Source organism: Lysobacter dokdonensis DS-58 (assembly GCF_000770795.1).
Classification (GTDB): Bacteria; Pseudomonadota; Gammaproteobacteria; order Xanthomonadales; family Xanthomonadaceae; genus Noviluteimonas; species Noviluteimonas dokdonensis.
Map to the genome: position 1 here is coordinate 20,768 of NZ_JRKJ01000010.1, position 20,196 is coordinate 40,963.

Annotated in this window: 19 protein-coding genes and 1 pseudogene; 16 read left to right on the plus strand and 4 right to left on the minus strand. The window is 67.6% G+C overall.

Annotated elements, in window-relative coordinates:
• Positions 1–107: 107 nt before the first annotated feature.
• Positions 108–233 carry a type B 50S ribosomal protein L36 gene (gene ykgO / locus LF41_RS09160; protein ID WP_010342887.1) on the minus strand — a complete coding sequence of 42 codons (126 nt, stop codon included), beginning with the start codon at positions 231–233 and terminating at the stop codon, positions 108–110.
• A gap of 102 nt (positions 234–335) precedes the next feature.
• On the opposite strand from ykgO, the gene cmk reads away from it, so the two are divergent.
• The 9 genes and pseudogenes from cmk to LF41_RS09205 all read left to right on the plus strand — a co-directional run bounded on the left by cmk (position 336) and on the right by LF41_RS09205 (position 9,053).
• Positions 336–1,022 (plus strand): (d)CMP kinase, encoded by a 687-nt coding sequence (gene cmk / locus LF41_RS09165; RefSeq protein ID WP_036168850.1) that lies wholly within the window; start codon positions 336–338, stop codon positions 1,020–1,022.
• A 98-nt stretch (positions 1,023–1,120) separates the two neighbouring features.
• Positions 1,121–2,806: a 30S ribosomal protein S1 gene (gene rpsA / locus LF41_RS09170; RefSeq protein ID WP_036168852.1), complete on the plus strand. Its 1,686-nt coding sequence runs from the start codon at positions 1,121–1,123 to the stop codon at positions 2,804–2,806.
• A gap of 75 nt (positions 2,807–2,881) precedes the next feature.
• Positions 2,882–3,196: pseudogene (locus LF41_RS09175) on the plus strand (integration host factor subunit beta); the annotation flags it as partial.
• Positions 3,197–3,244: 48 nt separating this feature from the next.
• Positions 3,245–3,517: a lipopolysaccharide assembly protein LapA domain-containing protein gene (locus tag LF41_RS09180; RefSeq protein ID WP_052116291.1), complete on the plus strand. Its 273-nt coding sequence runs from the start codon at positions 3,245–3,247 to the stop codon at positions 3,515–3,517.
• A 3-nt stretch (positions 3,518–3,520) separates the two neighbouring features.
• A complete protein-coding gene (gene lapB, locus LF41_RS09185; RefSeq protein WP_425599472.1) occupies positions 3,521–4,702 on the plus strand; it encodes a lipopolysaccharide assembly protein LapB in 1,182 nt (393 codons plus the stop codon).
• A complete protein-coding gene (locus LF41_RS09190) occupies positions 4,702–5,694 on the plus strand; it encodes an MraY family glycosyltransferase (protein ID WP_052116292.1) in 993 nt (330 codons plus the stop codon). The genes lapB and LF41_RS09190 overlap by 1 nt, the downstream gene beginning before the upstream one ends.
• Positions 5,691–7,598, plus strand: coding sequence for a polysaccharide biosynthesis protein (locus LF41_RS09195; RefSeq protein WP_036168857.1), 1,908 nt, complete (start codon positions 5,691–5,693; stop codon positions 7,596–7,598). The genes LF41_RS09190 and LF41_RS09195 overlap by 4 nt, the downstream gene beginning before the upstream one ends.
• A complete protein-coding gene (galU, locus tag LF41_RS09200; protein ID WP_036168859.1) occupies positions 7,598–8,518 on the plus strand; it encodes a UTP--glucose-1-phosphate uridylyltransferase GalU in 921 nt (306 codons plus the stop codon). Before LF41_RS09195 ends, galU begins: the two co-directional genes overlap by 1 nt.
• A gap of 19 nt (positions 8,519–8,537) precedes the next feature.
• Positions 8,538–9,053, plus strand: a complete 516-nt coding sequence (locus LF41_RS09205; protein ID WP_036168860.1) for a hypothetical protein — start codon at positions 8,538–8,540, stop codon at positions 9,051–9,053.
• Between the two features lie 21 nt (positions 9,054–9,074).
• Here the strand turns inward: LF41_RS09205 and LF41_RS09210 are convergent, their stop codons facing one another.
• The 3 genes from LF41_RS09210 to LF41_RS09220 are packed head-to-tail and all read right to left on the minus strand — an operon-like array spanning position 9,075 to position 13,336.
• Positions 9,075–10,280, minus strand: coding sequence for an acetyl-CoA C-acyltransferase (locus LF41_RS09210; protein ID WP_036168862.1), 1,206 nt, complete (start codon positions 10,278–10,280; stop codon positions 9,075–9,077).
• A gap of 5 nt (positions 10,281–10,285) precedes the next feature.
• The gene (locus LF41_RS09215; RefSeq protein WP_036168864.1) at positions 10,286–12,661 is read right to left on the minus strand and encodes a 3-hydroxyacyl-CoA dehydrogenase/enoyl-CoA hydratase family protein; all 2,376 of its coding nucleotides are present in this window, start codon (positions 12,659–12,661) and stop codon (positions 10,286–10,288) included.
• Between the two features lie 54 nt (positions 12,662–12,715).
• The gene (locus tag LF41_RS09220) at positions 12,716–13,336 is read right to left on the minus strand and encodes a TetR/AcrR family transcriptional regulator (RefSeq protein WP_036168866.1); all 621 of its coding nucleotides are present in this window, start codon (positions 13,334–13,336) and stop codon (positions 12,716–12,718) included.
• Between the two features lie 258 nt (positions 13,337–13,594).
• Between LF41_RS09220 and ndk the strand changes: the two genes are divergently transcribed.
• The 7 genes from ndk to der all read left to right on the plus strand — a co-directional run bounded on the left by ndk (position 13,595) and on the right by der (position 20,192).
• Positions 13,595–14,020 (plus strand): nucleoside-diphosphate kinase, encoded by a 426-nt coding sequence (gene ndk / locus LF41_RS09225; protein ID WP_036168868.1) that lies wholly within the window; start codon positions 13,595–13,597, stop codon positions 14,018–14,020.
• A 34-nt stretch (positions 14,021–14,054) separates the two neighbouring features.
• Entirely contained in the window at positions 14,055–15,206 is a 1,152-nt protein-coding gene (gene rlmN / locus LF41_RS09230) for a dual-specificity RNA methyltransferase RlmN (RefSeq protein ID WP_237577705.1), read from the plus strand.
• Positions 15,193–16,011 (plus strand): type IV pilus biogenesis/stability protein PilW, encoded by an 819-nt coding sequence (gene pilW, locus LF41_RS09235; RefSeq protein ID WP_036168873.1) that lies wholly within the window; start codon positions 15,193–15,195, stop codon positions 16,009–16,011. Before rlmN ends, pilW begins: the two co-directional genes overlap by 14 nt.
• Positions 16,008–16,835 carry a helix-turn-helix domain-containing protein gene (locus LF41_RS09240; RefSeq protein WP_036168875.1) on the plus strand — a complete coding sequence of 276 codons (828 nt, stop codon included), beginning with the start codon at positions 16,008–16,010 and terminating at the stop codon, positions 16,833–16,835. Before pilW ends, LF41_RS09240 begins: the two co-directional genes overlap by 4 nt.
• A 96-nt stretch (positions 16,836–16,931) precedes the next feature.
• Entirely contained in the window at positions 16,932–17,570 is a 639-nt protein-coding gene (locus tag LF41_RS09245) for a YfgM family protein (protein ID WP_036168876.1), read from the plus strand.
• Positions 17,570–18,775 (plus strand): outer membrane protein assembly factor BamB, encoded by a 1,206-nt coding sequence (bamB, locus tag LF41_RS09250; RefSeq protein WP_036168878.1) that lies wholly within the window; start codon positions 17,570–17,572, stop codon positions 18,773–18,775. The genes LF41_RS09245 and bamB overlap by 1 nt, the downstream gene beginning before the upstream one ends.
• A gap of 16 nt (positions 18,776–18,791) precedes the next feature.
• On the plus strand, positions 18,792–20,192 hold the full coding sequence (gene der, locus LF41_RS09255; RefSeq protein ID WP_036168880.1) for a ribosome biogenesis GTPase Der: 1,401 nt from the start codon (positions 18,792–18,794) through the stop codon (positions 20,190–20,192).
• Positions 20,193–20,196: the final 4 nt, after the last annotated feature.

The following is a 20,196-nucleotide window of genomic DNA, read 5'->3' on the forward strand; positions in this document are numbered from 1 at the left end:
GCATTCAACCTGAATGCAGTGGGCGGATTGTAAGCACAGGGCGGAATCCAAAAATGCGAAAGCCGCCTCGCGGCGGCTCTCGACGTACCGGCAAATCGCGGCCCGGCTTAGCGCTGGCGCGCCTTGAAACGCGGGTTGGACTTGCAGATCACGAAGACCTTGCCACGACGGCGGACCACCTTGCAGTCGCGGTGACGGGCCTTCGCCGACTTCAGGGAGGACAGGACCTTCATGATACGAACCTCGGCAACGGTTGAATGGATGGATGACGCGAAGCCGCGCATTCTGACGGGTTTTCTTCGGCCGCTCAAGTGGTTGCACTACAATCCCGTGCCATGACCGACGCCCCCCTTCAGACTTCCCTCCCGCCCGTCCTCACCATCGACGGCCCTTCCGGCTCCGGCAAGGGCACCATCAGCCGCCACGTGGCCCAGCGCCTGGGCTGGCATTACCTCGATTCGGGCGCGTTGTACCGCGCGGTGGGCATCAGCGCCAGCTGGAACGATATCGACCTTTCCGACGCTTCGGCGCTCGTTCGCTGCACGTTCGACACCGTCATCGACTTCCGCGAGGACGATGGCGGCGAGCCGCGGGTCATCGTCAACGGCGTTGACGCCACCGATGAGCTGCGCACCGAGACCGCCGGCGCGGCCGCTTCCGCCATCGCGGCCATCCCCGAAGTCCGCGCTGCGCTCAAGGACGCCCAGCGCGCCTACCGCCGCCCGCCGGGCCTGGTGGCCGACGGCCGCGACATGGGCACCGTGATCTTCCCCGACGCCGCCATCAAGGTCTTCCTGACGGCCAGTGCCGAGGAACGGGCCGAAAGGCGCCATAAGCAGTTGAGCGACAAGGGAGTTTCCGTTACATTGCCCGGTCTGCTGCGGGAGATCCTCGCCCGCGACGCCCGCGATGCGAACCGGGCAGTGGCACCGCTGCGGCCGGCCGATGATGCCGTCCGCATCGATACCACGGGCCTGTCCATCGAGACCGTCGTCGAGCGCGTGCTCGCACTGATGCAGTAAAGCCCACGGCGCGCATGGGTGCGCGTCGCGGTTCATTCCTCCAACCCCCTGGCGCTTCATCCCGAAGCACCGCCTGAGAATTTCCAATGTCCGCTGCAATGACCGAATCTTTTGCCGAACTGTTCGAACAGAGCCAGGCCAGCCTGGCCAAGCTCAAGCCCGGCTCCATCGTCACCGGTGTCGTCGTCGAGGTCCGCACGGACGTCGTCGTCATCAACGCCGGCCTGAAGTCCGAAGGCATCGTGCCGATCGAACAGTTCCGCAACGACGCCGGCGAAATCGACGTGGGTGTGGGCGACGAAGTGAAGGTCGCGCTCGACTCGCTCGAGAACGGCTTCGGCGAAACCGTGCTGTCCCGCGAAAAGGCCAAGCGCGCGATGGTGTGGGACGAACTCGAGCAGGCCCTCGAGAAGAACGAAACCATCACCGGCCGCATCAGCGGCAAGGTCAAGGGCGGTTTCACCGTCGACATCAAGGACGTCCGCGCATTCCTGCCCGGTTCCCTGGTTGACGTGCGCCCGGTCCGCGACCCGGTGTACCTGGAAGGCAAGGAACTCGAGTTCAAGCTCATCAAGCTTGACCGCAAGCGCAACAATGTCGTCGTCTCCCGCCGTGCGGTGGTCGAGAGCGAACATTCGGAAGAGCGCGAGCAGCTGCTCGAGAAGCTGGTCGAGGGCGCGGTGCTCAAGGGCGTCGTCAAGAACCTCACCGACTACGGCGCGTTCGTGGACCTCGGCGGCATCGACGGCCTGCTGCACATCACCGACATGGCCTGGAAGCGCGTGCGCCATCCGTCCGAAGTCGTGGAAGTCGGCCAGGAACTCGACGTCCGCGTGCTCAAGTACGACCGCGAGCGCAACCGCGTCAGCCTCGGCCTCAAGCAGCTGGGCGAGGATCCGTGGGACAACATCGCCCGTCGTTACCCGGCCAACACCCGCGTGTTCGGCAAGGTCTCCAACGTCACCGATTACGGCGCGTTCGTCGAAATCGAGCCGGGCGTCGAAGGCCTGGTCCACGTGTCCGAAATGGACTGGACCAACAAGAACGTCAACCCGTCCAAGGTGGTCCAGGTCGGCGACGAAGTGCAGGTCATGGTGCTCGACGTGGATGAAGAGCGCCGCCGCATCTCGCTCGGCATGAAGCAGGTCACCAGCAATCCGTGGGAAACGTTCGCGGCGATCCACAAGAAGGGCGACAAGGTGTCGGGCCAGATCAAGTCGATCACCGACTTCGGCATCTTCATCGGCCTGGATGGCGGCATCGACGGCCTGATCCACCTGTCGGACATCAGCTGGAACTCCACCGGCGAAGACGTCGCGCGCAACTTCAAGAAGGGCGACAACCTCGACGCCGTCGTGCTCGCGGTCGACCCGGAACGCGAGCGCATCTCGCTGGGCGTCAAGCAGCTCGAGCAGGATCCGTTCGGCCAGTACATGGCCGCCAATCCGAAGGGCTCGAAGGTCAAGGGCACCGTCAAGGAAGTGGACGCCAAGGGCGCGACCATCGACCTGGGCGACGGCGTGGAAGGCTATGTGTCCGTGCGCGACATTTCGCACGACCGCATCGACGACGCCACCCAGCACCTGAAGGCCGGCGACCAGGTCGAAGCCAAGTTCATCGGCATGGACCGCAAGGGCCGCACGCTGCAGCTGTCGATCAAGGCGAAGGACGAGGCGGACACCGCCGAAGCCCTGGCCGAGTACAACAAGGCATCGGACGCTTCCACGGGCACCACGCGCCTCGGCGCGCTGCTCCGCGAGCAGCTGAACAACAAGTCCGAGTAAGGTAGTCCCGCGAAGGCGGCCCGGTGACCCGGGCCGCCTTTCGCACAAGCAAGACCCGCACGTCCCGCCAGCGACCGACGAGCCCGAATGACCAAGTCCGAACTGATCGAGATCCTCTCCGCGCGTCAGGGCCACCTGAAGGCGGACGACGTCGATCTCGCGGTGAAGTCGTTGCTCGAGATGATGGGCGCCTCCCTCAGTGGCGGCGAACGCATCGAGATCCGCGGGTTCGGCAGCTTCTCGCTGCACTACCGCCCGCCGCGCCTCGGGCGCAACCCGAAGACCGGCGACTCCGTCGCGCTTCCGGGCAAGCACGTGCCGCACTTCAAGCCCGGCAAGGAACTGCGCGAACGCGTCAGCGGCGTCGTGCCCGTCGAACCGGACGCCTGACCCATCGGCTAAGCTGATCCCTCGTATGCGAAGGAGCCGCAGCGCCGAATGATCCGCCTCATCCGAATCCTCATCGCCCTCGCATGCCTCGCGGCAGGCATCGTCGTGGGCGCGCTCAATCCGCAACCGGCGGTGCTCGACTTCGGTTTCGCGCGCGCGACCAGTTCGCTCGGCGTCATCGTGCTGGTGTCGCTGCTCGTCGGCGTCGTCGCCGGCGGCCTCGCGCTTGCGGCCAGCGTCATCCTGCCCCTGCACCACCGCCTGCGTCGCGCGCAGAAGCCTGGCGACGCTCGTCCCCCCATCGACCGGCCGATCCCCTGACGCATGCTGCAATTCGTCAACCAGTGGTTCTGGTTCTTCCTGCTGCTGCCGCTCGCGGCGTGGAGCGGGTGGCTCATCGGCCGCCGCGGTGGCGAGCGCCACAGCGACACGCAGGTCAGTCGTCTGTCGACGACGTACTTCCGCGGGCTGAACTACCTGCTCAACGAGCAACCCGACAAGGCGATCGAAGTCTTCCTGCGCATCGCCGAGCTGGACAAGGACACGTTCGAAACGCAGGTCGCCCTGGGCCACCTGTTCCGCCGTCGCGGTGAAGTCGATCGCGCGATCCGCCTGCACCAGGCGCTCGTGCAGCGGCCCGACCTGTCCGACCAGCAGAAGGTGCAGGCGCTGCTCGCATTGGGCGAGGACTACATGCGCTCGGGGTTGCTCGATCGCGCGGAGACCGTCTTCAGCGACCTCGTGCGCCTCGACATGCGCGCACCGCAAGCGCTCAAGCATCTGATCGGCATCTACCAGGCCGAACGCGATTGGGCGAAGGCGATCGAGAACGCAACGCGCTTCGAGGAAATCACCAGTGAGCCGATGGGCAAGCTGGTCGCGCAATTCGAATGCGAACTCGCCGACCGCCATCGCGCCGCGGGAGAAGTGGAAGCCGCACGCGCCGCCGTCGCCCGTGCGTACGAAGCCGATGCCAACTCCGTGCGCGCCGGCATCCTCGAAGGCCGCATCGAACTGGACGACGGCAACGACGCCGCCGCGATCCGCGCGTTCGAGCGCGTCGCGCGCATCGACGCCGACTACCTGCCGGAAATCCTCCCGCAGCTGCTGCCCGCGTACGAACGCGTCGGCGACCTGTCGGGCGCACGCAGCTTCCTCACCGAGATGATCGAGCACTATCGTGGTGTCGCGCCGGTGCTCGCGCTGACGAAGATGGTCGAGTCGGAAGAGGGCGTCACCTCTGCGCGCACATATCTGGCGCAGCAGCTCAAGGATCGTCCTTCCGTGCGCGGCGAAGCGGCGCTGATCGACCTCACGCTCGCCGACGGCGGCGATCCGGCCGCCACGCTCGAAGACCTCAAGCACATCACCGACCAATTGCTCGTGCGCAATCCGAGCTACCGCTGCAACCGTTGCGGCTTCGGCGCACGCGCGCACCACTGGCAATGCCCCAGCTGCAAGGAATGGGGTTCGATCAAGCCGTTGCTGAACTACGCGGTCGTCTGATGTTCGCCGCCTGGCTGTGCGCCAGCCTGTCGATCGGTGTGGCGGGTACGTGGCTCGCGCGCGTCTATGCGCTGCGCCGCGGCGTGCTCGACGCTCCGGGCGAACGCCGCGCGCATTCGGTGCCAACGCCGCGCGGCGGCGGAATTTCCATCGTGGTCGCGTTGCTGCTCACGGGTCTGTGGTTGCTGCGCGTCGTGAACGATCCGGTCGAACTGGGCTGCGCGCTCGCGGGTCTGGCGCTCGTCGCGGGCGTGGGCCTGGTCGACGACCATCGTCCGTTGTCGCCCTTCCTGCGCCTGGGCGTTCAGATCGTCGCCGCGGGCCTGCTCGCGATGGGCACGTGGCACGCGACGCATGAACCGATCTTCGCTGTCGCGGCATTCGTGCTGGCGATGGCGCTGGCGAACATCTGGAATTTCATGGACGGGATCGACGGCATTGCGGCGTCGCAGGCGCTGCTGTGCGCGCTGGCCATCGGCGTCCTGCATCCAGGGCCGTGGTCTTGGTGGGCCTTCGGAATGGCCGCCGCGACACTGGGGTTCCTGCCGTTCAACTTCCCGAAAGCGCGCATCTTCCTTGGCGACGTGGGGAGCGGGGCGCTCGGATTCGCACTCGCGGCCTTGCTCATCAATATGGTGGCGAACAGTCCGCCCGTGAACGCGTGGTTCTGGGCCTTGCCGCTCTCGGCCTTTACCATCGACGCCACGCTGACGCTGGCCCGGCGCGTGGTGCGCCGGGAACGCTGGTGGCGACCGCACGCCCAGCACCTGTACCAACAGTGGGCGCGCCGCACGGGGTCGCACGCGAAGGTCACGCTCGCTTACGCGGCGTGGACGCTCGCGTCCATCGGTCTGATGGTCGCCCTCGGAAGCCCCGGGCGGAGCGGAACGTGGGTGTCCGCTGTCGCCGTCGCGTGGTATACCGCCGGTGCAGGGGTTTGGTGGATGCTGCAAACGGAAAGGAGTGCCGCGGTGAAGGAATACACCGAATGATGTCGTGGCGTCCGAATTGGGCGTCGGTGCTGCCGCGTACCGCGGTCCTGGCACACGACCTGATGATGGTCTGGCTCAGCTGGAACGGCCTGCGGCTCGTCCGCCATGGCCTGGCCGGCACGCCGGTCGACGTCCCCCCGCTGACCTCGCCCGAAATGCTGCTGGTGCTCTTCGCGCAGGGCCTCGTGCTTTGGCGCGTCGGCCTGTATCGCGGCCTGTGGCGTTTCGCGAGCGTGCCCGACCTGTTCAACCTGGCGAAGGCCGCATTGCTCGGCGTCATCGCGATCACCATCGGCCTGTTCCTCTACAACCGCCTGGACACCGTGCCGCGCACGGTGCTCGTGCTGTATCCCTTCGCGCTCGTCGGCCTGCTCGGCGCGCCGCGCCTGTTGTATCGCGTCTGGAAGGAACATGCGCTCGCGCGCAACCACGCGCAGGGCGTGCGCGTGCTGATCCTCGGCGCGGGCCTGGCCGGCGAAGCGCTCGTGCGCGACATGCATCGCACCGGTGCGTACGAACCGGTCGGCTTCCTCGACGACGCCGCGCAATTGCGTGGCAGCAAGGTGCAGGGCGTGCCCGTGCTCGGGCCGATCGCCGACCTGGAATCCATCGCGCGCGAAACCGCCGCGCGCCTGATCGTCATCGCGATGCCGTCGGTGCACGCCACGCTCCTGCAACGCGTGGTCGCCGTGTGCGAGCGCACCGGCATCCCGTTCCGCATGGTGCCGCGCCTGGACGACATGCTCGAAGGCCGCTCGCAGCCCGGCGAACTGAAGGAAGTCGCGATCGAGGACCTGCTCGGCCGCAGCCCCGTGATGCCCGACTGGAAGGCGATCCGTGGCTGGCTCGGCGGCCGCTCGGTGCTCGTCACCGGCGGCGGTGGTTCGATCGGCGCGGAGCTGTGTCGCCAGTGCGCGAAGCACGGCGCGCGGCGCGTGGCGATCGTCGAGATCGATGAACTCGCGCTCACCACCACGGTCGCGGAACTGCAGCGCGACTTCCCGGACCTGGATTGCGTGCCGCTGCTCGGCGATTGCGGCGACCCCGCGGTCATCGCGCATGCATTGCGCCTGTCGGAACCCGACGCGGTCTTCCATGCCGCCGCATACAAGCAAGTTCCGTTGCTCGAAGACCAATTGCGCGAAGCGGTGCGCAACAACGTGCTTGCCACGGACACGGTGGCGCATGCGTGCCATGACAGCGGCGTCGGGACATTCGTCCTGATTTCCACGGACAAGGCAGTCGATCCGGTCAACGTGCTCGGCGCCACCAAGCGCCTGGCCGAGATCGCGTGCCAGTCGCTGGTCGACCGCCGCTCCACGCGGTTCGTGACCGTGCGCTTCGGCAACGTGCTGGATTCGGCCGGCAGCGTCGTGCCCCTGTTCCGCGAACAGATCCGCAAGGGCGGGCCGGTGACGGTCACCGATCCGGAAGTCACCCGCTTCTTCATGACGATCCCGGAAGCGTGCCAGTTGATCCTGCAGGCCTCGGCGATCGGCTCGCACGAAGCGGTCTACACGCTCGACATGGGCGAACCGGTCGCGATCCGCGTGCTCGCCGAGCAGATGATCCGCCTGGCGGGCAAGCAACCCGGCCGCGACATCGCCATCGTGTATTCGGGCCTGCGCCCCGGCGAGAAGCTGCACGAAACGCTCTTCCACGCCGACGAACGCTATCGCCCGACCTCTCACCCGAAGATCCTGCAGGCCGAACCGCGCGCCGTCTCGCCCGATGCGGTGAGCGAGGCCATCGTGCAATTGCGTTCGGCCTGCGCGCAGTACGACCTCGAGACGATGTCGCGCGTGCTGCGCGCTTCGGTCCCCGAATTCGCGCCTGCACCCGCCGTGCACGCGCCGGCCGCCACCGTGGTGAACTTTCCCGCCCGCAACGCCCGCAGGATCTGATGACCCCCGCATCCCCCAACGCCAACCGCCGCGTGCGCAAGGCCGTGTTCCCCGTCGCCGGCCTCGGCACGCGCTTCCTTCCGGCCACCAAGACCGTGCCCAAGGAAATGCTGCCGATCATCGACAAGCCGCTGATCCAGTACGCCGTCGATGAAGCCATCGAAGCCGGTTGCGACACGCTCGTGTTCATCACCAACCGCTACAAGCACGCCGTCGCGGATTATTTCGACAAGGCCTACGAACTCGAACAGAAACTCGAGCGCGCCGGCAAGCACGAACAACTCGAACTGGTGCGTAACGTCCTGCCGCCCGGCGTGCGCGCGGTGTTCGTGACGCAGGCCGAAGCGCTCGGCCTCGGCCACGCGGTGCTGTGCGCGAAGGAAGTGATCGGCGACGAGCCCTTCGCCGTGCTGCTGCCCGACGACCTGATCTGGAACCGCGGCCCCGGCGCACTGAAGCAGATGACCGACCACGCCGCGCAGACCGGCGCCAGCGTGCTCGCCGTGCAGGACGTGCCGCGCGAGAAGACCGGCAGCTACGGCATCGTGGCGACGGAAGACTTCAGTGGCCGCAACGGCCGCATCAGCGCGATCGTCGAAAAGCCCAAGCCGGAAGATGCGCCGAGCAACCTGGCCGTCGTCGGCCGATACGTGCTCGACGGGCGCATCTTCGACCTGCTCGAACAGGTGCAGCCCGGCGCGGGCGGCGAGATCCAGCTCACCGATGCGATCGCGCAGTTGCTGACCGAACAGGAAGTCCACGCCTATCGTTTCAAGGGCACGCGCTTCGATTGCGGCACGCACATCGGGCTGATCGAAGCGACGATCCGCTACGCGCTCGACCACGAGAAGCTCAGCGAAGCCGCGGCGCGCACGATGCAGACGGCGCTGGACGAACTCGGCGTCGTCGAGCTCAAGTGATGCAGGGCGGGGAGGCGCGATGCCCGTCGCCGATTTCCTCCTCGCCATCGCGCAACTCGGCGTCGCACTGGCGGGTTTCTCCGGCCTGATCGCGGCGATCCGAACGACATCGCCGGATGGCTGGCATCCGCGCGACATCTGGTCGTTGTCGTGGATGCTGGGCACGAGCATCGGCGCGCTCGTACTCGCGCTATTGCCCTTGTGGCTGTCGTTGTTCGACCTTGCGCAGCCCCTCGTCTATCAGCTGTCGAGCGTGGTCGCGTGCGTGCACACGCTGGCGCTGGTCGCGGTCCAGGTGCGCGCCGGGAGGCGGCTCACGCGCGAGGGCTTTCCGCCGCGCGTGCCGTTCTTTCCGTTCGCATTGGTGTCGTTGCTGACGCTCGCCGGCCTCGCCGCGGGCATCGGTGCGCTGGGCGGGTGGGGCGCCGCATTGGTCCCCGTTTACGCCGGATGCCTGCTCGCGTTGTTGCTCGCCTCGGTGCTGGTGCTGGCGATCTTCCTGGTGCTGCTGGCGAGGGCGGCGCGCCGCGAATAGCGAGCGCGCCGCACGCGTGGATCACACCGCTTCGAAGATGCCCGCGGCGCCCATGCCGGTGCCGATGCACATCGTCACCATGCCGTACTTCTGCTTGCGCCGTTGCATGCCGTGCACGATGGTCGCGGTGCGCACCGCGCCCGTCGCGCCGAGCGGATGGCCCAGCGCGATCGCGCCACCGAGCGGATTCACCTTCGCCGGATCGAGTTTCGAATCGCGGATCACCGCCAGCGCCTGCGCGGCGAAGGCTTCGTTGAGTTCGATCCAGTCGATCTGGTCGATCGTGAGCCCGGCCTGTGCCAGCGCCTTCGGGATCGCTGCGATCGGGCCGATGCCCATCACTTCCGGGCGCACGCCGGCGACGGAGAAGCTGCTGAACTTCGCCAGCGGCGTCAGGCCGTAATCCTTGATCGCCTGTTCCGAGGCGAGCAGCACCGCGGCCGCGCCGTCGCTCATCTGCGAGCTGTTGCCCGCCGTGACCGAGCCGCCGAACTGGCCGTTGCGGAACACCGGCTTGAGCTTGGCCAGGCCTTCGAGCGAGGTATCCGGGCGCGGGCCTTCGTCGAGCTTCACCACGCGGCGCACTTCGCGGATGACATTGCCATCGGGGATGTGCGAGACGACTTCGTACGGGGTGATCTCCGCATCGAATTCACCGGCCTGCATGGCGGCGAGCGCGCGCTGGTGCGAGGCCAGCGCGAACGCGTCCTGGTCATCGCGCGTGACCTTGAACTCTTCGGCCACCTTTTCCGCGGTGATGCCCATGCCGTAGGCGATGGCGACGTTCTCGCCGCCCTGGTCGAACACCGACGGGCTCAGCGCGACCTTGTTGCCCATCATCGGCACCATCGACATCGATTCGGTGCCGCCGGCGAGCATCAGGTCCGCATGGCCGAGGCGGATCTGGTCCGCCGCGAGCGCGACGGCCTGCAGGCCCGACGAGCAGAAACGATTGATCGTCTGCGCGGCCACCGTGTTCGGCAAGCCGGCGAGGAGCGCGCCGATGCGCGCGACGTTCATGCCTTGCTCGCCCTCGGGCATCGCGCAGCCGATGATGATGTCGCCGATGCGCGCAGGATCGATGCCCGGCGCCTGCGCGACGACGCTACGCAACACGTGCGCGAGCATGTCGTCGGGGCGGGTATTGCGGAACACGCCGCGCGGCGCCTTGCCCACGGGAGTGCGGGTGGCCGCGACGATGTAGGCGTCCTGTACTTGCTTGGTCATGTCAGTCAGTTCCTGAGCGGCTTGCCGGTCTTGAGCATGTGCGCGATGCGTTCCTGCGTTTTCGGCATCTGCGCCAGCGCCACGAAATGTTCGCGCTCCAGGCGGAGCAGCCAGTCCTCGTCCACCGTCGTGCCGCGGTCGACGGCGCCGCCGCTCAACACCGTGGCGATCCGCGTTGCGATCTCGTAGTCGTGCGGGGAGATGAACCGGCCTTCGAGCATGTTGACGAGCATCATCTTGAACGTCGCGATGCCGACATCGCCCGCGACCTGGATGTTGCGTGCGGGCAGGGGCGGGCGATAGCCGGAATCGGCCAGCCCGCGTGCCTGGGCACGCGCGACGTCGAGCAATTCGAACGCATTGAACACGACGACATCGCCCTCGCGCGCGAGTTTCAACTGCCTGGCTTCCAGTGCCGACGCCGACACCTTGCCCATCGCGACGGACTCGAAGGCCGTCTTGAGTTGCGCGAACACATCGCCGCCCGGACCCGCGGCCTGCGAGGCACGCAGCGCGAGTTCCTTCAGCCCGCCGCCGGCCGGCAGCAAACCGACGCCCGCCTCGACGAGGCCGACATAGCTTTCCAGCGCGAACACCGTGCGCGCCGCATGCATCTGGAATTCGCACCCGCCGCCCAATGCCAGGCCGCGCACGGCTGCGACGACCGGCACGAGCGAATACTTGATGCGCTGGCTGGTGGCCTGGAAGTTGGCGACCATCGCTTCGAAACCCGCGACGTCGCCGCCCTGCAGCAGGCCGAGCGCGCCGGCGAGATCCGCGCCGGCGGAGAAGGGCTCCTTCGGCTGCCAGATCACCAGGCCCTTGAAGTCGCGTTCGGCGATCCCGACCGCTTCCTGCAGGCCATCGAGCACGAAGTTGTTGACCGTCTGCAGCTTGGTCTTGAAGCCGACCACCGCGATGTCGTCGCCTTCGTCGACCCACATGCGCACGCCGTCGTTCTCGAACACGGTGCGGCCTTGCGAGAACTTCTCGCCGAGCACCGGATCGGGGAAGCGCTGGCGCTGGTACACCGGGTTGGCCGAACGCGGCACCATTGCGCTGCGTGCGGGGCTGTAGCTGCCGGCGGCGCCGTGGACGCCTTCGCGGCCATCGAACACCCAGTCCGGCAACGGCGCATTCGCCATCGCCTGGCCGCCGACGATGTCTTCGGCGATCCAATCGGCGACCTGCTTCCAACCCGCGGCCTGCCACGTTTCGAACGGACCGAGCGACCAGCCGTAGCCCCAGCGGATCGCGAGGTCGACGTCGCGCGCGGTGTCGGCGATGTCGGCCAGGTGGTATGCGGTGTAGTGGAACGTGTCGCGGAAGCACGCCCACAGGAACTGCGCCTGCGGATGTTCGCTGGCGCGCAATGCGGCGAACTTCTTCGCGGGGTCGCGTTCTTTCAGGAGTTCGGCGACCGACGGGTCGAGTTCACCGGCGCTGGGCACGTAGTCCTGCTTCGCCAGGTCGACGACGAGGATGTCCTTGCCGCGCTTGGTGTAGAACCCCGCACCGGTCTTCTGGCCGAGCGCGCCCTTCGACACCAGCGCCTGCAGCCACGCCGGCGCGTTGAAGTACTGATGCCACGGGTCGTTCGGCAGCGTGTCGGCCATCGTCTTGATGACGTGGGCCATCGTGTCCAGGCCGACGACATCCGCGGTGCGATACGTCGCCGACTTCGGACGGCCGATCGCGGGGCCGGTCAGCGCATCGACCGTGTCGAAGCCCAGGCCCAGGCGCTGCGTGTGGTGCATCGCGGCCAGCATCGAGAACACGCCGATGCGGTTGCCGATGAAGTTCGGCGTGTCCTTCGCGTAGACGACGCCCTTGCCGAGCGTGGTGACGAGGAAGGTTTCGAGGCCTTCGAGGATGTCCGGGTCGGTGGTGTGCGCCGGGATCAGTTCGGCGAGGTGCATGTAACGCGGCGGGTTGAAGAAGTGCACGCCGCAGAAGCGGTGGCGCAGGGCTTCGGGCAGCACGCCGGCCAGCGCGTTGATGCCCAGGCCCGAGGTGTTGCTCGCGAGCACCGCGTGGTCGGGCACGTAATCCGCGATCTTGCGATAGAGGTCCTGCTTCCAGTCCATGCGCTCGGCGATCGCTTCGATCACCAGATCGCAGCCGCGCAGCAGGTCCAGCCCGGTGTCGTAGTTCGCCGGCACGATGCGCTCGGCCAGCGCCTTGTCGGCGAGCGGAGCGGGGGAGAGCTTCGCGAGGTTGGCGATCGCCTTCATCGCGATGCCGTCGGGCGGGCCTTCCTTCGAAGGCAGGTCGAACAGCACCGTATCGACGCCGGCGTTGGTGAGGTGCGCGGCGATCTGCGCGCCCATCACGCCCGCGCCGAGCACGGCGGCCCGGCGTACAAGCAATTTCTTCGACATGTTACGTAAGCCCTTGAACGGGAAAGTGGAAGTCGGACAACTTCATGTATTGCTTCAACTCTTGAAGCCGGCGGCCGCGAAGCGGATCAGCTCCTCGGCGGCATGCTTGCGGTGCGTGGCTTCGGACACGCCGGAGGGCCGCTTGATCAGCCCGAAGTCGGCCATCGCGTACGTCAGCGCGCCCGACAGGAAATCCAGGCGCCAGTACAGCGCCTCCTTCGACAACCCCGGCATGCAGCCGGCGATGGCCTTCGCGAATTCGCGCAGCACGTGGCCGTACTGATCGGACAGGAACTTGCGCAAACCGTCGTTCTTTTCCGCGTACGCGCGTGCGATCACGCGGATGAACGCGCCGCCGCCGTGGCGGTCTTGCGCCATCGCCAGCGCCGGTTCGACGAAGGCAGCGAGGATGGGTTCGAGTTCGCCCGGGTGGTCGTGCATCGCGGCCTTCAGTGCGTCGAGGCGGTGCGCGCTCATGTCGTCCATGCGGCGGCGGAAGACCTCGTTGACCAGGTTCTCCTTGCTGCCGAAGTGGTAGTTGACCGCGGCGATGTTGACGTCCGCGCGGCTGGTCACTTGGCGCAGGGACGTGCCCGCGAACCCGAACTGGGCGAAGAGCTCCTCGGCGGCCCCAAGGATGCGGTCCTTGGTGGAGAAGTGGACGGTGGCAGGCATCGGGGCTCCTTCGGACGGCGGATTCAAGCGCGTGGTTCAAACGCTTGTTCGATCCTATTGCGTACGCAGGCGTATCGTCAAACGGTCGATTGAATGCGGCCGCTTACGCCGGGTTGTGTTCCACGCGTGCAAGTGCCGCGTGCAACGGCTAGAATCACCGCCAGCCATATCGGCTAAACCCGCGTTCCGTCGCGGGTTTTTCTGTTATCCTCGGGCTCGCGCGCATGTCGCGAGCCCGCCTGCCCGGAGAGTTTCCCCATGGCGCTGGAGCGCACCCTGTCGATCGTCAAGCCCGATGCCGTTGCCAAGAACGTCGTCGGCGAAATCTATTCCCGCTTCGAGAAGAACGGCCTGAAGGTCGTCGCCGCGAAGATGAAGCACCTGTCGAAGCAGGAAGCCGAAGGGTTCTACGCCGTGCACCGCGAGCGCCCGTTCTTCGGCGCGCTGGTGAACTTCATGATCTCCGGCCCGGTGATGATCCAGGTGCTCGAAGGCGAAGGCGCCGTGCTGAAGAACCGCGACCTGATGGGCGCCACCAATCCGAAGGACGCCGCCGCGGGCACCATCCGCGCCGACTTCGCCGACTCCATCGACGCCAACGCCGTGCACGGTTCGGATTCGCTCGAGAACGCCGCGATCGAAATCTCGTACTTCTTCCCCGCCACCGACGTCTACGCCCGCTAAGGCACAGGCAATCAAGGTCATCGACACGAACGCAGTGAACGCGATTTCCACCAAGCAGAACCTCCTCGAGCTCGATCGCGAGGGCCTGGAAAACTTTTTCGCCGACACGCTCGGCGAGAAGCGTTTCCGCGCGCACCAGGTGATGAAGTGGATCCACCATCGCTACGTCACCGATTTCGCGGAGATGACCGACCTCGGCAAGGCGCTGCGCGCCAAGCTTGAGGAATCGGCGGTAATCGTCGTGCCGAAGGTGCAATTCGAAAAGCCTTCGGCCGACGGCACGCACAAGTGGCTGCTCGGCATGGATGGCGGCAACGCCATCGAGACGGTGTTCATTCCCGACAAGGGCCGCGGCACGCTGTGCGTGTCCTCGCAGGTGGGCTGCGCGCTCAACTGCCAGTTCTGTTCCACCGCCACACAGGGCTTCAACCGCAACCTCTCGACTGCCGAGATCATCGGGCAGGTGTGGGTGGCCGCGCGCCACCTCGGCAACGTGCCGCACCACCAGCGCAAGCTCACCAACGTCGTGATGATGGGCATGGGCGAGCCGCTGGCCAATTTCGACAACGTGGTGCGCGCCATGAGCGTGATGCGCGACGACCTGGGCTTCGGCCTGGCCAACAAGCGCGTCACGCTGTCCACCGCGGGCATGGTCCCGATGATCGACAAGCTGGGCGAGGTGAGCGACGTCTCGCTCGCCGTGTCGCTGCATGCGCCGAACGACGAGCTGCGCAGCGAGCTGGTGCCGCTCAACAAGAAATACCCGATCGCCGAGCTGCTGGAATCGTGCGTGCGTTACGCATCGCGCAAGAAGGGCACGTCGATCACGTTCGAATACACGCTCATGAAGGGCGTCAACGACCAGCCGCAGCACGCGAAGCAACTCGCGCGCCTGATGCACAAGTTCGACAACGCCGTGCAGATGAAGGACGCGGCGAAGGTCAACCTCATTCCGTTCAACCCGTTCCCCGGCACGCGCTTCGAGCGTTCGGCGGACGAGGATATCCGCGCGTTCCAGAAAACCTTGCAGGAAGCGCGCGTGCTGGCCACGGTGCGCCGCACCCGCGGCGACGACATCGACGCCGCGTGCGGCCAGCTGAAGGGGCAGGTGCTCGACCGGACACGGCGGCAGGCCGAGTTCCGCAAGCGCCTGGCCGAACAGGGGATCGGCGATGCGGCGGCCTGAGGTCGCCGCCCTCGCACTCCTCGTGGCCCTGGCCGGGGCCGGCTGTTCGCGCGTGGCCTTCGTCAAGACCGACCCCTCGCGCAAGGACTTCGAGTCCACCACCGAGCCGGTGGTCGTCCACGAAACCGCCGCGAGCCGCAACCGCCTCACCGCGCGCAATTCGCTCACCTTGTCGGAAGAACGCCTGCGCTCCGGCGATTTCGCCGCCGCGGAAAAGTATGCGAAGCAAGCGCTGAAGGCCGATCCGAATTCGCCCGACGCCTACACGATGCTCGGCGCGATCGCCGACGTGCAGGGCCAGTCCGCACAGGCCGGCCAGCAGTACCAGCGCGCCGCGGACATGGCGCCCACCGACGGGCGCACGCTCAACAACTACGGCGCCTGGCTGTGCAAGAACGGGCAGGCGAGGGCCTCGCTCGACTGGTTCGACCGCGCGCTGCAGGCCCCGGGCTATGGCTCGCCCGCGGCCGCACTCGCCAACGCGGGCAGCTGCGCACTGGATGCCGGAGACACGGTCCGCGCCGAGCGCGACCTACGCCAGGCCATCGACGCATCGCCCGAAAACCCGGTGGCGCTGGGCGCGTTCGCACGCGTGCAGTTCCGCGCGGGCCGCTACCTCGAAGCGCGCGCGTTCTCCGAGCGCCGACTGGCGGCTGCCCCGGCGGACGCCGAAGCGCTAATACTTGCGTCACAGATCGAAGACAAACTCGGCGACAGTGCCGCGGCGGCGCGCTACGTTCGCCGCCTGAGGGAGGAGTTCCCCGGCGCTGCGCAGGGGAACGCGGGGGGATCGAAGTCGCAATGAACAGCGAACACGACAACGCCTACGCATCCGGCGGAGAGCCCGGTGTCGGCGAGCGTTTGCGCAAAGCGCGCATCGCCGCCGGCCTGAGCATCGACGAGGTGTCCGCGCGCCTGAAGATGCCGGTCCGCGTCGTCGAGGCAATGGAATCCGAAGACTGGAAGCGCCTCGGCGCGCCGGTGTACGTCCGCGGCCAGTTGCGCAGCTACTCGCGACTGCTCGGCCTGGTCACCTCGACCACCATCGCCGCCTCCGGCATCGCGCCCATCGAACCCACGCCGATCGTCGCGCGCAGCTACACGCCGCGCATGGCGCGCTGGTTCGAACAGGGCAAGCGTCGCCTCGTCTACATCATCCTGACCGCCGCGCTGGTCGTTCCCGCGTGGCTCGCCACCAAGCCGCACATCATGGGCCGAACGGATCCGGCGACGGTGCAGTCACTCGACGCGCCCCTCGTCGGCGCGCCCACCGTCGGCGCCACCGATGCGGCCACGCCGGTCGTGAACGAACCCACCGTCGTCGCGTCGATGACGCCGACGTTGTCGCCGCGTCCTGCGGCCAAGTCCGCACTCGTGCTGCGCCTGACCGGCGACAGCTGGGTGCAGGTGCAGGCACCGGACGGCCGCACGATCGAAAAAGGCCTGCTCTCTGCAGGCACGATGCGCTCGTACGCGGCGGGTGAAGTCGGCCGTGTCACGTTGGGGAATGCGTCCGCCGTCGTCGTCCAGCAGGGCGATCGCGCACAGGACCTCGCGCCCTTCCAGCGCGCGAACGTCGCGCGCTTTACGGTATCCTCTGACGGCTCCCTGGCGCCGGTCCGCGACTGACCCGCGCATTCCGGGGCCCGCAAGCCAGGCGCAGGCGCGGTGCGCCTGACGCACGCGCGGCATCGCCCCCCGACAGCAACAAGCCCAAGAGGCAGCATGGTCGACCATTTGCTCGATGAGCACGAACAAAGCGAACGCGTCCGCGGTTGGCTGCGCCAGAACGGCGCCGGCCTGATCGCGGGCATCGCCCTGGGCCTGGCCGTCATCGGCGGCTGGAACTGGTGGCAGAACGAACAAGCGGGCAAGCGCGCGCAGATGGGCCAGCATTACGGCGCCGTCGTCGACGCGATCGCCGCGAAGGACATGAAGAAGGCCTCCGCCGAGTTCAGGACGCTGGCCGAAGGCGACACCGAATACGCAGCGCTCGCCGGCATGCAGCTGGCGCGCGCGCAGGTCGAACAGGGCCAGCGCGACGCCGCGATCGCCACGCTCAAGGGCGTGCATGCGAAGGACCCGGCCATCATGGGCGTGGTGAACTCGCGCCTGGCGCGCCTGTACCTGGACGCCGGCAAGCCGAAGGACGCGCTCGCGCTGCTCGGCGACAAGCCCGAAGGCGCGGCCGCCATCGAAGCCCGCGGCGATGCACTTTTCGCGCTCGGCCGTGTCGAAGACGCGCGCGCCGCCTACACCCAGGCGCTCGCCAAGCTCGACGTCGCCACCCCGGCGCGTCGCCTCGTCGAACTCAAGCTCATCCAGGTCGGCGGGACGCCGGCCCGTTCGGAGACCAGCATCTGATGTCCTCCCGCAACAATCGCATCGTGACGCGCGCGGCCCTCGTGCTGGCGTGCGTGGTCGCCCTCGGCGGCTGCACCACCATCAAGGGCTGGTTCGGCGGCAAGGACGACAAGAAGGCGTCCGAGCCCGCCGAACTCACCGACATCAGCGCGTCCGCGCAGGTTTCCAGGCTGTGGTCGGCCGGCGTCGGCAAGGGCGAAGGCAAGATCGGCGTGCGCCAGGGCCCCGCGGTCGCGGACGGCAAGGTGTATGTGGCGGCCATCAAGGGCGGCGTGCGCGCGCTCGACCTGCAGACCGGCGCCGTGGCGTGGACGTACGAACCGGCCGAAGTCGAAGACAAGCCCGACGTGCGCCTCTCCGGCGGCCCCGGCGTGGGCGGCGGCGTGGTCGCGGTCGGCGGCCTCGACGGCGAAGTGATCGCGCTCGACGCCGCCACCGGCGCCGAGAAATGGAAGGGCAAGGTCGGCGCCGAAGTGATCGCCGCGCCGGCCATCGGCGAGGGCCTCGTGCTCGTGCGCAGCAACGATGGCCGCGTCACCGCGTTCGACGCCGAAACCGGCGCGCGCCGCTGGTTCTGGCAGCGCGACCTGCCTGCGCTCACCGTGCGCGGCAACGACGCGCCGCTGCTCGGCCCGGGCTTCGTGTTCGTCGGCAACGACGACGGCTCGGTCGCCGCGCTGTCCACGCAGGACGGCCGCCTGTTGTGGGAACAGGCGATCGCGCAGCCCGAAGGCCGCAGCGAACTCGATCGCATGGCCGACGTCGACGGCACCCCCGTCCTCGACGGCACCACGATCTACGCCACCAGCTTCAAGAAGGAAACCATGGCGATCGACGGCCCCACCGGTCGCCCGCTGTGGCAGCGCGAAAACGGCGGCGCCGGCCGCATCGGCAACGCGCCGGACCGCGTGATCGTCGCCGACCCCGCCGGCACCGTGTGGGCCATCGACAAGGCCACCGGTGGCGCGTTGTGGTCGCAGCCCGCGCTCGCACGCCGCAAGGTGACGGGCGTGGCGGTGCAGGGCGACTACGCGGTCGTCGCCGACTACGACGGCTACGTCCACTGGCTCAAGCTCTCCGACGGTGCCTTCGCCGCGCGCGAACGCGTCGGCGGCGATGCGGTCAAGGCCGCGCCCGTCGTCGCCGACGGCGTGTTGCTGATCCAGAACACCGACGGCGAAGTCACGGCGTTCCGCCTGCAGTAAGAAGACACTCCACAACATGCTCCCCCTCGTCGCCCTCGTGGGCCGCCCGAACGTCGGTAAATCGACGCTGTTCAATGCGTTGACCCGTTCGCGCGACGCCCTCGTGCACGACGAGCCCGGCGTCACGCGCGACCGCAACTACGGCGTGTGCCGCCTGGAGCCCGAGCGTCCGTTCGTGCTCGTCGATACCGGCGGCATCGCGGGCGTCGAAGAAGGCCTGGCCGGCGCCACCGCGCGCCAATCGCGCGCGGCGGCCGAAGAAGCGGACCTGATCCTCTTCATCGTCGACGGCCGCGAAGGCGCCTCCGCGCTCGACGACGAAATCCTCGCGTGGCTGCGCAAGGCCGACACGCAGACGTTCCTGGTCGTCAACAAGATCGACGGCCTGGACACGCAAACCGCGCTGAACGAATTCGCGCGCTACGGTTTCAAGCAGGTGCTCGCCGTTTCGTCGTCGCACAAGACCGGCATCGACGAGCTGCTGGCGCAGACGCTGGCCGCGCTGCCGAAGGACGGCGACGCCGAAATCCTCGACGATGATCCCGAGCGCATGCGCGTGGCCTTCGTCGGCCGCCCGAACGTCGGCAAGTCGACGCTGGTCAACCGCATCCTCGGCGAAGAACGCATGATCGCGTCCGACGTCCCGGGCACGACGCGCGATTCCATCGCCGTCGACCTCGAACGCGACGGCCGCAAGTACCGCCTGATCGACACCGCCGGCCTGCGCCGCAAGGGCCGCGTCGAGGAGGCCGTGGAGAAGTTCTCCATCGTCAAGACGTTGCAGGCGATCGAGCAATGCCAGGTCGCCGTGATCATGCTCGACGCCGTCGAAGGCGTGACCGACCAGGACGCCAGCGTGCTCGGCGCGGTGCTCGACGCCGGCCGCGCGCTCGTCGTCGCGATCAACAAGTGGGATGGACTGACCGACTACCAGCGCCAGCAGAACGAAGCGCTGCTCTCGCGCAAGCTCGCGTTCGTCGATTGGGCCGAAGCGGTGCGCATTTCCGCGCTGCACGGCTCGGGCCTGCGCGAACTGTTCAAGGCCGTGCATCGCGCCCACTCGTCCGCGACCCGGCAATTCACGACCGCGGAAATCACGAAGGCGATGGAAATCGCCTACGAAACCAACCCGCCGCCGGTCGTGCGCGGGCACGTGGCCAAGCTGCGCTTCGCGCATCCGGGCGGCGAGAACCCGCCGACGTTCATCGTGCACGGCACGCGGCTTCGCACGCTGTCCGAGTCGTATCGCCGGTACCTCGAGAACTTCTTCCGCAAGCGGTTCAAGCTCGTGGGCACGCCGGTGCGTTTCGTCTTCAAGGAAGGCGAGAACCCGTACAAGGACAAGCCGAAGAACGCGCTCACCGACCGCCAGGTCGCGAAGAAGCGCCGCCTGATGCGGCACGTCAAGGGCAAGTAAGCCC